Origin of the sequence: Microbacterium sp. NPDC078814 (assembly GCF_040702645.1) — a bacterium.
Lineage (GTDB): Bacteria > Actinomycetota > Actinomycetes > Actinomycetales > Microbacteriaceae > Microbacterium.
Genome location: NZ_JBFBLT010000003.1, coordinates 520,158 through 535,680 on the forward strand (window position 1 = coordinate 520,158; position 15,523 = coordinate 535,680).

Annotated in this window: 14 protein-coding genes; 8 read left to right on the plus strand and 6 right to left on the minus strand. The window is 71.7% G+C overall.

What is annotated here, in order from left to right; translation table 11 throughout:
- Positions 1–17: 17 nt before the first annotated feature.
- The 5 genes from AB0300_RS08725 to AB0300_RS08745 all read left to right on the plus strand — a co-directional run bounded on the left by AB0300_RS08725 (position 18) and on the right by AB0300_RS08745 (position 6,328).
- On the plus strand, positions 18–1,052 hold the full coding sequence (locus AB0300_RS08725; protein ID WP_085604397.1) for an NAD(P)-dependent oxidoreductase: 1,035 nt from the start codon (positions 18–20) through the stop codon (positions 1,050–1,052).
- On the plus strand, positions 1,052–2,137 hold the full coding sequence (locus AB0300_RS08730; RefSeq protein ID WP_051582230.1) for a dihydrodipicolinate synthase family protein: 1,086 nt from the start codon (positions 1,052–1,054) through the stop codon (positions 2,135–2,137). Before AB0300_RS08725 ends, AB0300_RS08730 begins: the two co-directional genes overlap by 1 nt.
- Positions 2,134–3,147 (plus strand): hydroxyacid dehydrogenase, encoded by a 1,014-nt coding sequence (locus AB0300_RS08735; protein ID WP_366215853.1) that lies wholly within the window; start codon positions 2,134–2,136, stop codon positions 3,145–3,147. Before AB0300_RS08730 ends, AB0300_RS08735 begins: the two co-directional genes overlap by 4 nt.
- Positions 3,144–4,070, plus strand: a complete 927-nt coding sequence (locus tag AB0300_RS08740; RefSeq protein WP_315109305.1) for a GNAT family N-acetyltransferase — start codon at positions 3,144–3,146, stop codon at positions 4,068–4,070. The genes AB0300_RS08735 and AB0300_RS08740 overlap by 4 nt, the downstream gene beginning before the upstream one ends.
- A gap of 104 nt (positions 4,071–4,174) precedes the next feature.
- A complete protein-coding gene (locus tag AB0300_RS08745) occupies positions 4,175–6,328 on the plus strand; it encodes a peptidase C14 (RefSeq protein WP_366215854.1) in 2,154 nt (717 codons plus the stop codon).
- A 56-nt stretch (positions 6,329–6,384) separates the two neighbouring features.
- Here AB0300_RS08745 and AB0300_RS08750 read toward each other — a convergent pair whose 3' ends face one another.
- The 3 genes from AB0300_RS08750 to AB0300_RS08760 are packed head-to-tail and all read right to left on the minus strand — an operon-like array spanning position 6,385 to position 9,099.
- Positions 6,385–7,860, minus strand: coding sequence for an amino acid permease (locus tag AB0300_RS08750; protein WP_366215855.1), 1,476 nt, complete (start codon positions 7,858–7,860; stop codon positions 6,385–6,387).
- 32 nt (positions 7,861–7,892) lie between these two features.
- Positions 7,893–8,159: a hypothetical protein gene (locus AB0300_RS08755; protein ID WP_060922902.1), complete on the minus strand. Its 267-nt coding sequence runs from the start codon at positions 8,157–8,159 to the stop codon at positions 7,893–7,895.
- A gap of 25 nt (positions 8,160–8,184) precedes the next feature.
- A complete protein-coding gene (locus AB0300_RS08760; protein ID WP_366215856.1) occupies positions 8,185–9,099 on the minus strand; it encodes an NAD(P)/FAD-dependent oxidoreductase in 915 nt (304 codons plus the stop codon).
- 77 nt (positions 9,100–9,176) lie between these two features.
- Between AB0300_RS08760 and AB0300_RS08765 the strand changes: the two genes are divergently transcribed.
- Entirely contained in the window at positions 9,177–9,764 is a 588-nt protein-coding gene (locus AB0300_RS08765; protein ID WP_025104143.1) for a helix-turn-helix domain-containing protein, read from the plus strand.
- A 27-nt stretch (positions 9,765–9,791) separates the two neighbouring features.
- Here AB0300_RS08765 and AB0300_RS08770 read toward each other — a convergent pair whose 3' ends face one another.
- From AB0300_RS08770 to AB0300_RS08780, 3 genes are read right to left on the minus strand one after another with little or no spacing between them, the layout of a single operon-like run.
- A complete protein-coding gene (locus AB0300_RS08770; RefSeq protein ID WP_366215857.1) occupies positions 9,792–10,703 on the minus strand; it encodes a hypothetical protein in 912 nt (303 codons plus the stop codon).
- A gap of 20 nt (positions 10,704–10,723) precedes the next feature.
- Entirely contained in the window at positions 10,724–11,566 is an 843-nt protein-coding gene (locus tag AB0300_RS08775; protein WP_366215858.1) for an SDR family NAD(P)-dependent oxidoreductase, read from the minus strand.
- A 5-nt stretch (positions 11,567–11,571) separates the two neighbouring features.
- Complete coding sequence (locus AB0300_RS08780) at positions 11,572–12,222, minus strand: GntR family transcriptional regulator (protein WP_060922906.1); 651 nt, start codon at positions 12,220–12,222, stop codon at positions 11,572–11,574.
- 152 nt (positions 12,223–12,374) lie between these two features.
- Between AB0300_RS08780 and AB0300_RS08785 the strand changes: the two genes are divergently transcribed.
- The gene (locus AB0300_RS08785) at positions 12,375–13,736 is read left to right on the plus strand and encodes an MFS transporter (protein ID WP_025104139.1); all 1,362 of its coding nucleotides are present in this window, start codon (positions 12,375–12,377) and stop codon (positions 13,734–13,736) included.
- 168 nt (positions 13,737–13,904) lie between these two features.
- On the plus strand, positions 13,905–15,404 hold the full coding sequence (locus AB0300_RS08790) for an ABC transporter substrate-binding protein (RefSeq protein ID WP_025104138.1): 1,500 nt from the start codon (positions 13,905–13,907) through the stop codon (positions 15,402–15,404).
- The last annotated feature ends 119 nt before the right edge of the window (positions 15,405–15,523 follow it).

Below are 15,523 nucleotides of genomic sequence, written 5' to 3' on the forward strand. Positions count from 1 at the left end.
AAGGGAACCGCACGACAATGACGCAGTACGCATTCGCCTCCGAGGCCGAGCTCGAGGAGGCGCTGGCCACCCCGAGCGACGGGCTCGTGGCCGACCTCTCCCAGGGTTCCGGAGACCTCGTGATCCTCGGCGCCGGCGGCAAGATGGGACCGACCCTGGCGATGCTCGCCCGGCGCGGCCTGGACGCCGCCGGCCGCACGGACGACGCCGTCTACGCGGTCTCCCGCTTCGGCGACGCCGCCATCCGCGAGCGCCTGGAGGCCGCGGGGGTCCGCGTCGTGCCGTTCGACCTCATCGAGAACGACGACCTCGCCGGTCTCCCTGATGCCCCGAACGTGGTGTTCATGGTGGGCGCGAAGTTCGGTGCCGCGACCAACGCCTCCTGGGCGTGGGAGGTCAACGCGGCTCTTCCCGACCGCATCGCCCGCCGGTACCGCGACAGCGCGATCTCGGTGCTCTCCACCGGGAACGTGTATCCGTTCGTCCCTGCCACCTCGGGCGGTGCCGCCGAGGAGACCACGCCCGCGCCGATCGGCGAGTACGCGCAGTCCTGCCTCGGTCGGGAGCGCGTGTTCGAGTTCGGGGCGCAGGAGCGCGGCACCAAGGTCGCGATCATCCGCCTGAACTACGCCGTCGACCTCCGCTACGGGGTGCTCGCCGACATCGGCAGCGCCGTGCACGCGGGCGAGCCGGTCTCGGTCGCCACCGCGAACGTCAACGTGATCTGGCAGGGCTACGCGAACGAGGTCGTGCTGCGCAGCCTCGTGCATGCCTCGACCGACCCCTTCGTGATCAACCTCACCGGTCCGGAGCTGCTCAGCGTCTCCTCGATCGCCCATCGTTTCGGCGAGCTGTTCGAGCGGGAGGTCGAGATCGTCGACGAGCCGCAGCCGACCGCGCTGCTCAGCGACGCCCGCCGCTGCATGGCCCTGTTCGGCTACCCGTCCGTCTCCGCCGAGGAGCTCATCCGCATGCAGGCCGGCTGGATCCGCGACGGGCTGCCCATGATCGCCAAGCCCACCAAGTGGGCCGTCCGGGACGGGAAGTTCTGATGACCGACGCCGCTGCGCGGACGGCGACCGTGCCGTCGCTGCGCCCTGAGGCCGCCGCGACCCTCGCCCGCGGTGCCGTGATCCCGGCCCATCCGCTCGCCCTCACCGCCGCGCGCACGCTCGACGAGCGGCGGCAGCGGGCGCTCTCCCGCTACTACCTCGACGCCGGGGCTGGCGGCCTCGCCGTCGGCGTGCACACGACGCAGTTCGAGATCCGCGACCCGGAGCATGCGCTCTTCGAGCCGGTGCTCGCACTGGCCGCGGAGGAGATGGACGCCCGCGACGATGCGACCCTCGTCCGTATCGCCGGCGTGGCGGGCGACACGGCTCAGGCGGTCGCCGAGGCGGAGCTCGCCCGCTCCCTCGGCTACGACGCCGTGCTGGTGAGTCCCCGCGTCGCGGGTGCGGACGAGCGTGCCCTGCTCGACCGCGCCCGCGCCGTCGGCGAGGTGCTGCCGCTGGTCGGCTTCTACCTGCAGACCGCGATCGGCGGACCCGTGCTCGACCGCGAGTTCTGGCGGGAGTTCGCCGCGATCCCCTCCGTCGTCGCGGTGAAGGCCGCTCCCTTCGACCGCTATCGCACGCTGGAGCTCGTACGGGGCGTGGCCGCCTCGGGCCGCGCCGACGAGATCGCGCTGTACACGGGCAACGACGACGCGATCGTCGCCGACCTGCTCTCCGAGTTCCACGTGGACTCCCCGTCCGGGCGGCGCACCCTCCGGTTCGTCGGCGGGCTGCTCGGCCAGTGGGCGGTCGGCACGCACGCGGCGGTCGCGCTGCTGGAGCGGGTGCATCGCGCCCTGGCGGGAGACGCGGAGGCCTACCGTGAGGTGGGACGCCGTGCCTCGGACATGGTGGACGTGAACCAGGCCGTGTTCGACCCGGGCAACGACTTCCACGGGGTCATCGCCGGGGTGCACGAGATGCTCCGCCAGCAGGGGCTTCTCGAGGGCACCTGGTGCCTCGACCCGGCCGAGGGCCTCTCCCCGGGACAGGCGGAGGAGATCGCCCGCGTCCGGCAGGCGTATCCGGAGCTCAACGACGACGCGTTCATCGCCGAGAACCTCGAGGCCTGGCTGCGATGACCGCCGGGACGAGCGCTCCGACCGTCGTCGCGGTCGTCTCCGCGGAGCTGTTCGCCGAGTTCTTCTCGCCCGACGGTGCGGCGCGCCTGGAGGCCGTCGCGGCGCGGCTCGGCGGGACGTTCGTGCGGGTGGACCGACTCGCGGATGCGGTGCTCGACGAGGCGCGCGTCGTGGTGACGAGCTGGGGCGTGGGTCCTTTCGATCACGCCGTGCTCGCCACCCTTCCGAAGCTCGAGCTCATCGCGCACACCGGGGCCACGATCAAGCCGTTCGCGACCGACGCGCTCTTCGACCGCGGCGTGCGGGTGACGCAGGCCGGGGCGGGGATGGCCCGGTCGGTGGCTGAGGTCTCGCTGACCTTCACGCTCGCCCTGCTGCACCGGGTGCCGGAGATGCACGACGCGCTGCGCGCCGGCGACGGATGGTGGGACGCGGAGGCCGTCGGGGTGCAGCACGAGATCCTCGGCGCCCCCATCGCGGTCATCGGCGCCTCCCGGACCGGGCGGGCGTACCTCGACCTGCTCCGTGCCCTGGGCGCCGAGCCGCTGCTCGTCGATCCCACGCTCGACGCGGCCGAGGCGTCGTCCCTCGGGGCGGAGCTCGTGACGCTCGACGAGGCGCTCCGCCGTGCGCAGATCGTCGCGGTGCACGCCCCGACCCTGCCGGAGACGCATCACCTGATCGGTGCGCGCGAGCTCGCCCTGATGCCGGACGGGGCCGGCCTGGTCAACACGGCGCGGTCCTGGCTGGTCGACGAGGCCGCCCTGCTCGCCGAACTGCGTCGTGGCCGGTTGAGTGCCGCGATCGACGTGTTCGACGAGGAGCCGCTGTCCGCGGAGAGTCCCTTCCGTTCGGCACCGCGCGTGCTGCTCACCCCGCACCGCGCGGCCGGGACCAGGGAAGGCCGGCTGCGGCAGGGGCGGATCGTCGCCGACGAGCTCGACGCCTTCGCCGCGGGGCGGCCGCTCGTACACGCCGTCGACCGCGCCCAGCTCTCCTCGATGGCATGAGCGCCGTGGTCGTGCGGTCGGCGCGGGCGGAGGACCAGCCCGCTCTCGCGGCACTATGGGCGGCCGCCTTCACGCCGCCCCTCGCGCCGGACCAGTGGCTCGTGGACGACGAGCGGCTGAGCCACACGCTCGTCGCGGAGGACGACGAGGGCGTGTGCGGGTCGATCTACGGACTGCCGAAGAGCCTGCGGGAGTCGGACGGCGCGGTGGCGCGGGTGCACGCGATCGGCAGCGTCGCGGTCGCCGAGCGGGCTCGGGGCCGGGGACTGGCCCGCCGGCTCGTGGCCGCCACCCTGGACGCGGCGGGTGACGCCGACTGGGCCCTGCTGTTCACCGGAACCCCCGAGGTGTACCGGTCGAGCGGCTTCACGACCTTCTCGATGCCCCGCACGATGGCCGGACCGTGGGCGGCGTCGGCGACGGCCGTGGAGCTCGCCTCGGTCGTGCGCGAGTCCGTGGGACTCGGCGTCCTCGGCCCGCTGCGCGAGGTCTACGAGCGCTCCCGCACCGGTGTGGTCGTGCTCGCCCCGGTGCGCGGCGACCGCGACTGGACGATGGCGGAGGTGCGACTGCGGGGCGCGACGCTGTACCGGCTCGCCGAGGCGGACGCGACGGTCGGCTACGCGGTGGCGGAGGTGCGCGACGGCGTCGGGCTGCTGCACGAGAGCGCGACCGATCCCACTGCGGCCGATCCGGCCGGGGTGCGTCACGCGGTGCTGGAGGCCGTGGCCGCGGACTGGGCCGCGGCGGGCGTCCGCACCTGCGAGCTGGCCGTCCCCGCGCTGGCGGCGGAGGAGCGCGCTGTCCGCGCATTCGCTCCGGCGGCCGTGCGGCAGGACGACCGCACCGGGATGATCCGCCCGCTGCGCCGCGAGGCCCGGGTGGACGGCATCCGCCACTTCACGGCGGGCGACTACTTCTGAGCATCCGCTCGGAGAGCGCTGGGGATCGGGGACTGATCGGTGACCGCGATCCGGCCGAGGGCCGGACGCCTGACCGCGGCGAGGACGCCGCAAGGAGGATGAGCATGACCCAGCTGGACACCACCACCGAGACCGCGGCGATGCGCAGTCGACGGATGCTGCTCGCCGGTTTCGGCGCCGCCGCCCTGGGCGGGGTCGCCGCGATCGGCGCCCCCGCCGCCGCCCAGGCCGCCGGACCCGTCGTGCCGCAGGAGTCGTCGGGCTCGAAGAACGTCGCGCACGGAGGCGTCGCCACCGCCCTCGCGACGCGCAAGGGCAAGGACGGCGACCTCGTGCGCACGAGCGGCTACGCGACCCCCGGCGACGGCGGCGACGGGCTCTACCGCTTCGTGAAGAAGGACGCCCCCGCGGCCAACGGCGGCACGGTGCTCGCGGGGCCGAAGGGCGGCGCCTGGGTGCTCGTGCACGACGGCACGGTCGACTTCCGGAAGTTCGGCATCATGGACGCCTCCGCGCCCGCGGACGACGCGCTCGACGCGATGGTGGGCGACGCCCGGGTGCGGCGCGTGGAGGCGCACACCGACCTCAACTTCGTCCGCCGCCATAAGTTCTCCCGGTCGAACATCGCGTTCGACTTCGGGAATCACCTGATGACGACCGAGGGCATCGAGAACGCCGGGAAGGACGACCCCTTCGCGGCCGTCATGTTCTTCCGCGGCGAGGTGACCGACGCGGTGCAGGAGGCGAAGCTCGGCGAGGACGTGCCCGACCTCGCCGACATCTTCCCCGTCGCCGACTCGTCGTTCTTCGCGGTCGGGGAGTGGTATGCCGCCGAGGTCAACGCCCTGTCTGGGCGCTGGGAGCGCGAGCTGCAGCGGCTGGTCCAGGTGACCCAGATCGTCGACGGTCGGCACATCCGCGTGAACTACAAGAACGGCTGGCCGCTCGGCAAGGACCGCACGATGACCTGGCGGCACGTGAAGCCGGTGCAGGACGTGACGGTGTCGAACCTGAAGTTCCTCGGCAAGGGGACGGACGAGTACACGGGATCGCACCCGCTGGCCTTCGAGTACGCGGTGCGCTGCGACGTGGACCACATCGACGGCACGGCGACCTTTTGGCCGCTGATCCAGCGCCGGTGGAACACGTACTTCACCACGGAGAGCTGCACGCTGAAGAACCCGACCTCCGTCACGTGGGGTGGAGCCGGCTACCTGACGCAGCAGATCTACTGCCTGTACGGGTACGTCGCCAACTGCCACACCGCCAACGCCCGGCACCTCAACGACTTCACCGCGAGCGCCTACTGCCTCGTGGAGAACTGCCACGGGGACGGCGACGACCAGGGTCCCTTCGTCACGCACGGCCAGTACGAGCACGACCTCACCTACACGGGCAACTCCGGTCTCATGACCTTCGCGAACTCCGGGGCGGCGTGGGGCTCGGCGGCCAAGCGCATCACCGTCCGCAAGCACGTGTGCTCGTGGTTCGTCGCGCGCGTGCGCATCACCGACCTGACGCTGGAGGACGTGCAGGTGATCGGCAAGCCCTCGCTCACGGGCTCCGGGATGCTGTGGATCAACGCGGACGGCGCGCAGCTGCGCGGCTGCACCGCGTCGGACACGCTCATCATCACCCAGGCCTCCGACAACTCCGCCCGGCCGACCGTGATCGCCGACTCGCACTTCACGTTCGTCGCTCCCGGCGAGCTCACCAACGCGACGGTGACGACGCCGGTGACCTTCGTCGACACGGTGCTGGACCGGGTCGGTGGCATGAAGATCAACGGCCCGGGTGCGGTCACCTTCCGCGGCTCGACCCTCTCCGGCGCCGACGATGCCGCCCCCATCTCCTCGGCGACGGCGAAGCTGCGCGTCGAAGGCTCCACGCTCCGCAACGCCCGCATCGCGGCCGCCGGAAAGGACCGTCAGGTCGTCGAGATCGCGGGATCCGAGGTGTCGGCGAAGGGCGGGACGACGGTGTCGCGGTCGGGTGCGGGCGAGCTGCACCTGACGCTCTCCGACAGCACCTTCCGCGCCGAGGGGGCGACCACGCACGTCGCCGTGACGAGCGGAGCGACCCACTACCGCGCGGTCGGCAACCGGTTCGAGGGCGGCGCCCTGGAGCTCCGCGACGACGCGTTCGGGGCCGGGTCGACGCTGCTGCACACCGGCAACGTGGAGGCCGGCGTCACCCGTACGGCGTTCCCCGCCGAGGGCGACCGCGTCGTCGACACCGCCAACCTCGTCGTCGGCTGATCCCGCCGGGCACGACTTCGGAGCTGCGGCGCGACCCGCCGCCTCCTCGGCCCCGTCTACGGCGTGTCGCCGGGGGTCTCCGAAGTCGTGCCCGGGCGGCGCCGGGGGCTGTCCGGGTTCAGGAGCGAGTGCCGACGGCTGTAGGCGAAGTACACGACGAGTCCGATCACGAGCCAGACCCCGAACCGGAGCCACGTCTCGGGGTGGAGCTGCGAGATGAGGAAGAGCGAGAAGCCCACGCCGACGATCGGGACCACGGGCATGAACGGCAGCCGGAACGTCCGGGGTGCATCCGGCTTGGTGTAACGGAACACGATCACGGCGATGCAGACGACGACGAAGGCGGCGAGGATGCCGATGTTCGTGAGGTCGGCGACGGCGCGGATGGGGAACACGCCCGCGAAGAACGCCGCGCCCAGCCCCGCGATCCAGGTGACCCGCTGCGGGACGCCGCGGCGGTCGACCCGCGCGAACCAGCCGGGGAGCAGTCCGTCGCGGCTCATGCTGAACCACACCCGGGTGGCGCCGAGCAGGAACGTGAGCATGACGGTGAGGATCGACACGACGGCGAACACCGAGATGACGGAGGCGACGACCGGGAGCCCCACGCCCGTGAACGCCGAGGCGAAGCCCGCCTTCGGATCGATGTCCTGGTAGTTCTGCATGCCCGTGAGCACGAGCGTCGCGGCGACGTAGAGCACCATGGCGATCACGAGGGACAGGATGATCGCCTTCGGCATGTGCCGACGCCCGTCCTTCGCCTCCTCGGCGGCCGTGCTCATCGCGTCGTAGCCGAACACCGCGAAGAACACCGTCGCGGCACCGGTGAAGACGGGGCCGAAGCCGTTCGGCAGGAAGGGATCGTAGTTGGCGGGGTCGATGAAGAAGACGCCGAGGACGACGATGAACACCACGAGGAGGATCTTGATGGCCACGGCGACGAGTTCGAAGCGGCCGAACGTGCGGGTGCCGCGGCTCAGCAGGAACGTCACGAACAGGCAGATGAGGATGGCCGGGATGTTGACCACACCCCCTGGCTGGTCGGCGGTCTCCGTGATCGCGGTCGGCAGCTCCAGCCCGAATCCGGAGAGGAATGCGTCGAGATAGCCGGAGATGCCGATCGCGACGACGGCCACGATGGCGACGTACTCCAGGAGCAGGTCCCAGCCGATGAACCAGCCGACGAGTTCGCCGAGCGCGACGTAGCCGTAGCTGTAGGCGGAACCGGCCCGCGGGATCATGCCGGCGAACTCCGCGTACGACAGCGCGGCCGCTGCCGACGCGAGCCCGGCGATGAGGAAGGAGAGGACGACGGCGGGACCCACGGCGGGAGTCGTCGCATCGCCGTGGGCGACGAGTCCGGCGAGCGAGAAGATCCCGACGCCGACGATGCCGCCCACGCCGATCGCGGTGAGCTGCCAGAGCCCGAGCGTCCGGAGCAGACCGCTCCCGCCCGACTCCTCCGTCATGTCGCTGACGGGCTTGCGGCGCCACACGGACGTCGTGGAACGGGGTCGATCTGTCCGGGGCATCGTCGCCTTCTCTCGTCAGGAACGGGAGAACGTTACCTTCGCCGACGCGCCGTCACAAGACCGTGGATCCGGCGGCGGACGCGGTGCAGCAGCGGCATCTCCAGGTAGATCACGAGGGGGACGGCGATGGTGACGAGCACCAGCGTGCGCACGACGATCGGGAGTCCGGAAAGCGGGGCGGCGAGGACCAGGTTCAAGACCGTGAGGGTCGGGAAGACGGCGATCCAGATCATCAGCGCGAGCTGGTGCTGCGTGGGCGGGGGGACGGGGGTCGCCGTCGGGGCGGGTGCTGCGGACATTGCTGTGTTCCTTCTCTCTCGGGGGTCAGGCGCCGCGGTGGGTCGCGAGCTGGGCGGCGAGGTCGTCGTCGGTGAGGTCGGCGTTGAGGGCGATCGCGGCGGCGGAGCCCTGTCCGGCCGCGGTGATGAGCTGCGCACGCGGATCGGCGACGTTCCCGGCGACGGAGACCCCTGGCACGCTCGTGCGCCCGCCGGCATCGTGCCGGACCCACCCGTTCTCGTCGGTCTCGCAGCCGAGAACGTGGAGGAGGGCGTCGTGAGCGCGCATCTCGGGGCGGACGAACACCGCGGCGCGCTCGACACGGGTGCCGTCGCTCAGCTCCACGCTCTGGAGGCGGTCGGCTTCGACGATGAGGCGGGAGACCTCCCCCGGATGCACCCGGACGCCGCGCGCGTCGAGACGTTCCCGCTCGTCGTCCGTGAGCGTCCGGGTGTGGGGGAAATAGACGACGTCGGCGGACCACTGGGCGATGAGGAGCGCGTGGGCGACCGACGCAGCCGTGCCGCCGATCACCCCGAGAGCGCGATCCCGCACCTCGTAGCCGTGGCAGTACGGGCAGTGCAGCACATCACGCCCCCAGCGCTCGCGCAGATGCGGGATGTCGGGGATCTCGTCGCGCAGGCCCGTGGTGACCAGCACCCGCCGGGCCTCCAGCCGTCGCCCGTCGTCGAGGGTGGCCGTGAAGCCCGGGGACAGCTCGGCGACGCGTCCGTCGATGATCGTGCCTCCGTAGCCCGCGACCTCGTCGCGACCGCTCGCGAGCAGCGCAGCGGGCGCGGCGCCGTCCCGGGAGAGGAAGCCGTGCAGGTGCGCCGCGGGGGCGTTGCGGGGCTCCCCCGCATCGACGATCGCGACCGTGCGTCGGGCGCGGAGCAGGACCAGGGCGGCGCTGAGGCCGGCGGCACCGCCGCCGACGATGAGCACATCGAATCTCTTCATGCCAGGAGAGTCGCCCCGGAGGTGCCGGGCCGGCAAACTTCTTTGCTGCTCCTGGGAAATGCGGCCAGACTGAGGACGTGCAAGGGGACGAGATCGACGCGACGCTCGACGGCGTGGGCCCGCGGTTGCGGTGGCTCCGGAAGCAGCGGGGGATGACGCTGACCGACCTGGCCGACGCCACGGGGATCTCCACGAGCACGCTCTCGCGGTTGGAGACCGGGCAACGCCGACCGAGCCTCGAGCTTCTCCTCCCGCTCGCCCGCGCCCACCGGGTGCCGTTGGACGACCTCGTCGGGGCGCCCGACGTCGGCGATCCGCGCGTGCGATTGAAGCCGCGCCGCGTGCACGGCCGGATCGTCGTGCCGCTGACCCCGCACGCCGGTCCGGTCCAGGCCTGGAAGATCCTCATCCCGGGGAGTCAGGTGAATCCGCGTCCCCGGGCGCACGAGGGGCGCGAATGGCTCTACGTGCTCAGCGGCACCATGCGGTTGATCCTCGGCACGCGCGATCTGCGCATGGCAGCCGGTGAGGTCGCCGAGTTCGACACGCACGTGCCGCACTGGTTCGGGAGCGCGGACGGGGAGCCCGCCGAGGTGCTCAGCCTGTTCGGCCGACAGGGCGAACGAGTCCACGCGGGCGAGTCGGGCGCGCAGCCCGAGGGGTGACGGCCGAGGCCCACGCCTCGGGGGCGATCAGCGGACGAGCTCGGCGATCCAGTCGGTGGCGATGACCGCTTCCCGGCGCTGGAAGTCGCGGAGCGTCGTCATCCCGTCCGGCGCGGGAAGACGGCACTTCTCGAACCAGGCGCCGCCCGCGGCGGACAGGAGGGCGACATGGTCCTGCGTGGTCGACCCGGCGAAGACGGGGTGATCGAGCAGGGGATCGACCTCGGCCGCGGCGTCCTCCACGCGGAGGTCGAGCAGGTAGAGGAGGGCGTCCTCCCACCCCGCGCCGCGGGCCGCCCACGGCCAGTCGAGCAGCCGTGCGCGGCCGGAGTCCTCGATGAGGATGTTGTCGGCCCGGAGGTCGGCGTGCAGGAGCCGATCGCCCGCGACCGCGGTGCCCACGCGTTCCGCCGCCGTGCGGAGGAGGTCGACGTTCTGCGCACACCACGGCGTGGTCGTCTCCAGGAGCCCGGCCTCCTCGAGCCGCCGCCAGGATCCGGAGTCGTCGTGCAGCTCGTCGGCGAGGCGGGGAAGCGTGCGCGGCGCCTCGGCGGTGGCCAGGGCGGCGATCGCATCCAAGACGTGCGCGGTGTCGGGCGCGGTGGCCGAGCGTTCCGGATGACGACCCTCGACGTCTTCGATGAGAAGCACCGCCCACCCGTCCGCGGTGAAGGCGTCGACGAGGTGCGCGGCGGGGAGGGAGCGGGGGATCGCGCCGAGCACCTCGGCCTCCCGCACGTAGAGCGCGAACGTGCCTTCCGCGGACTCCTGCACCGCCTTGACGAACAGCCGCCGTCCGTCGGCGAAGGTCAGCCGTGAGGCCAGCCCCGCGGAGAAGCCGCCGTCCTGCGACTGCGCCCGTGTCACCGGGGAGCCCGCGAACTCCTCGACCCGGGCTCGGAGAGCGGGAGGGAGCTGGGTCCAGTCGAGGCGCGCCATCGCCCCAGCGTAGACGGCGCTCAGCCCCCGGCCACGCCGACGAGCGCGGCGCTGCGCCGCCAGAGGGCCTCGGCGAGAGCGGGGTCGTGCACCTGCGGGTTCACGCGGGTGGTGAGGACGCGCTCGTCGTAGTAGCCGCCGGAGATCCAGGTCTCGCCCGGCGTGCCTTCGAGGAACCACCGCAGCGTCGCGCCGCCGCGGTCGCTGCCGATGAGGACGAGACGGCGCAGCGGGGTGCGGTAGACGAGGCGCATGATGCTCGACGATTCGGCGGCGAAGTTCGTCGCCACGGTGCCGGGGTGGAAGGCCACCGCGCTGAGCCCCTGCGCATGGAACTTCTCGTGCAGGCTCTTCGCCGTCAGGACGTTGGCGAGCTTGGCGTCGCCGTAGGCCTTGTTCGGGGAGTACCGGCGGGTGTTGTCGAGATCGTCGACGTCGAGATGCCCGAAGAGGCGATGCGCGACGCTGGAGGTGTTCACGACCGCGCCGCGGGCGGCGAGCAGCTGCGGGAGCAGGAGGTTCGTCAGCAGGAACGGGGCGAGGTGGTTCACCTGCATCGTCTTCTCGTGCCCGTCGACCGTGGGGGTGCGGTCGCCGAAGATGCCGCCGGCGTTGTTGGCCAGCACGTCGATGCCCGCTGCACCCACGGCGTCCGCGAGCTGGGCGGCGAGCGCGCGCACGTCGTCCAGGCGCGCGAAGTCGGCGGTGAACCACTCCGCGCCGGTCTCGTCCGCGACGGCCCGCATCTTGTCGGGCGAACGGCCCACGAGGAGCAGGCGGTGCGGGGATCCGGCGAGCTGGCGGGCGGCGGCGGCTCCGATCCCGTCCGAGGCTCCGGTCAGGACGATGGTGCGCGCGGCCACGGCGCTCACTCGGCCGACGGCGTGATGCGGCGGACGGCCCTGGTCACGTGCTCGGCGATCACGGCGCGCGCCTGCTCCGGATCGCCGGTCGCGATGGCGTCGACGATCTGCTGGTGGCTGCGCACGTGCTCCTCCTGCTCGGCGGGGTCGAGGGCGGAGTTGGCCGCCTGGATGAACCCGGCGATCCGGCCGCGGAGCTGGGCGCTGAGCTCGTCGAGGAACCGGTGCTCGGCGAGGTCGGCGAGGGTCTCGTGGAAGAGGCGGTCCTGGCGCAGGACCTCGGCCACGTCGCCCGGCGCCGCCGCCGCCATGGCCTGGATGATCGCTTCCAGCCGGGCCGCCGACTCGTCGTTCCACCGCTCCTGCACCCGGATCGCCATGAACTGCTCCAGCACGATCCGCAGGCTCGAGATCTCCTCCAGGTCCTGCGCGCTGAGCTGGGCGACGCGGGCGCCGCGGCGGGGCTCGCGGGTGATGAGGCGCTCCTCGGCGAGCCGGGTCAGGGCCTCGCGCACGGGGATGTGGCTGACGCCGAGACGGTCGGCGAGCTTGCGCTCCACGAGCCGCTCGCCGGGGGCGAGCTCTCCGGAGTGGATCGCCGCCCGCAGCTCGTCCGTGACCTGCTCGGCGATGTTCTGATCCGACACGCTGCGCATCCGGGGCCCTTCTCGATCTCGCGCGGCCCGGTGCTCGTCGAGCGGGGGCTCCTTCGCTCGGTCGATGCTATGGCATGAGCAGGGGACTGGACAGGAGCCGCGCGGTGCTAGATGCTATAGCAAAACCCGAAACCGATGACGAAGGAGTTGTCATGTCCGGCAGAGAGACGCTCGCGCAGGCGCGCGCCGCGGAGGACGCGGTGGGAGCCGCCGCCATGAAGAAGGCGATCTGGAGACTCGGTCCGTTCCTCGGCCTGCTCTACCTCGTCGCCTACATCGACCGGAACAACGCCGGCTTCGCGAAGCTCGAGATGACGGCCGCCCTCCAGATCACCGAGGCCGCCTTCGGCTTCGCGGCGGGCATCTTCTTCATCGGCTACCTGCTGTTCGAGGTGCCGAGCAACCTGCTCCTGGAGAAGTTCGGCGCCCGCAAGTGGATCGCCCGCATCATGATCTCGTGGGGCATCGTCGCGGCGCTGACCGCGTTCGTGCAGGACGCGACCCAGTTCGCGATCGCGCGCTTCATCCTCGGTATCGCGGAGGCCGGGTTCTTCCCCGGCGTGCTGCTCTACCTCACGCTGTGGTTCCCGCGGCAGTACCGCACGCAGGTGCTCGCCGTCTTCGTGCTCTCGAACCCGATCGCCAACGCGGTCGCCGCGCCGCTGTCCGGCTGGATGCTGGAGCTGCACGGGCTGTGGGGCCTGGACGGCTGGCAGCTCGTCTTCCTGCTGCAGGGCATCCCGGCCGTGCTGCTCGCGTTCGTCGTGTTCTTCTGGCTCCCCGACCGCCCGCAGGACGCGCGCTGGCTGACCCCCGCCGAGCAGCGCTGGATCACCGACACGCTCGCCGCCGAGACCCAGGCGACCGAGCAGCGGCACGGACGCCTGCGGCTGGGCGAGGTCTTCCGCAACGGCCGCCTCTGGACGCTCATCGTGCTCTTCTTCGGCGTCGTGTTCGGTGCCTACGGGCTGGGGATGTGGCTGCCGACGATCGTGAAGAGCATGGGCGACTTCTCGAACGCCACCACCGGCTGGCTCGTGGCGCTGCCGAACCTGTGCGCGGCCCTCGTGATGCTGCCGTGGGAGCGCGCCGCCCGGAAGCAGGGCAACATCCCGCTGCAGATCGGCATCACGCTCAGCATCACCGCCCTGTCGCTCATCGCGGCGGTCGCGGCGCAGGGCACGCCGGTGCTCGCGCTCGCCGCGCTGTGCGTCGGGATGTCGGCGCTCTTCTCGACCACCCCGCTGTTCTGGAGCCTGCCGCCCATGGTGCTCACCGGCACGGCGGCCGCGGCCGGCCTCGCCTTCATCAACTCGGTCGGCAACCTCGCCGGCTTCGCGGGACCCTACGCGATCGGCTGGATCAGCGAGACCACGGGGTCGGCGGTGTGGGGCCTGCTCCTCATCTCGGGGCTCACGCTGCTCGGAGCGACGATCGCCTTCGTGCTCAGCCGCCGCACGGACTTCACGACGGCGCCCGCGCTCGCCGTCGAAGCGTCCAGCGCCCGCCGGTGACCGGTCCGGGCCGGCGGTCGTGACGAGAACGTGACCCCGCCGGCCCGGTTCGCTCTAGACGCCGTTTGCCTTTTGCTACATGCTATAGCGCAACACCCTTACCCGAAGCACCACCCGACCTTGGAGGCACCCGTGTCGCGTCGTCGTGTTCGGCTCGGCGGAGCAGCGATGCTGCTGACCGCCGCGCTCATCACCGCTGGTTGCAGCACCTCATCCACCCCCGACGGCCAGGCGCAGGACGGCGGCACCCTCACCGTCGCCGCCGCGCAGGGCATCCCGCAGCTCAATCCCGCCATCCGCACGTTCGCGTGGGAGGAGGTGCTGTTCCCGCTGCTGTGGAACGGCCTCACCAAGACCGACGAGTCCGGCGAGGTCGTCGGCGATCTCGCCGAGAGCTGGGAGGCGTCGGATGACCAGAAGACCTGGACCTTCACGCTCCGCGACGGCGTGACGTTCTCGAACGGCGAGGACTTCACCGCCGACGACGCGGTGGCCGCGTTCGACTACTACCTCGACCCGGACACGGCGACGCAGGAGAAGAACAAGATCTCGATGGTCACCGACGTCACCGCGCCGGACGAGAAGACCGTCGTGGTGACGCTGTCCGAGCCCATCGCGACCTTCCCCGCGGGTATCGTCTGGGTGAAGATGATCGACGTCGACGCACTCGACACCATCGACAAGGAGCCCATCGGCACCGGTCCGTACGTCGTGGACGCCTTCACTCCGGACGACAGCCTCACGCTCGTCCCCAACCCGGAGTACTTCGGCGAGGCTCCGGCGCTCGACGAGATCACGATCGTGAAGGCCGCCGAGTCCACCGCCGCCGTCACCGGTCTGCGTTCCGGCGACATCGACGTGCTGTGGTCCGTGCCACAGGGCGACGTGGCGGGTCTGGAGGGCGGCGACATCGCCCTGGTGAAGCCCGAGAACCCGAGCCAGTGGCCGTCGTGGGAGATCGACACGACGTCGCCGCCCTTCGACGACGTGCGCGCCCGGCAGGCCCTCGCGTACGCGACCGACCGTGAGGCCATCCTCGACGCCGCCTACTACGGCCAGGGCACGGTCTCCCCGACGAACAACGCGCTCGGCGAGGTGAACCCGTGGTTCGGCGGCGAGCTGACCGACTACTCCTACGACCTGGACAAGGCGAAGGAGCTGTTCGCCGAGGCCGGGGTGACCGAGGGCAGCACGCTCACCTGGTGGGGCGTCGCCGGACAGTACCCCGAGTGGAACACGAGCGGCGAGATCCTGCAGGCGAGCCTGAAGGAGATCGGCATCACGCTGACCATCGACAACAACGACATCGGCACCTGGGTCGACGCGTTCTACCCCGCGGGCAAGAGCTACCCCGGCTACATCGTGCCGAACTTCCAGTCCACCCCGCCCGAGCCGGCCTACTCGCTGAACTTCTACCTGGAGGGGCGGTGCGAGTGCAACTGGGTCGACCCCGACTTCCAGACGGCGTTCGCCGACGCCGTGGCCGAGCCGGACGAGACCGCGCGGGCCGCGAAGTGGGGCACCGTGCAGACCATCATCAACGAGCAGGTGCCGCTCATCGTGCCCCTGCAGTCGACGGTCGTCACCGCCACCAGCACGGCGGTCGACGGCGTGTGGGTCGAGGGCGGCGGACAGCTGCACCTCGAGGGCGCGCAGCTGAAGGGCTGACGTGGCCCTCTCCGTCCTCCGGCGGGGGGGGGGGGGGGGGGGGGGGGGGGGGCCCCCCCCCCCCCCGGGCAGAGGGGGAGGCGGCAGGCCGCGAAGGAAAGGAAAAAACAAGAATAGAG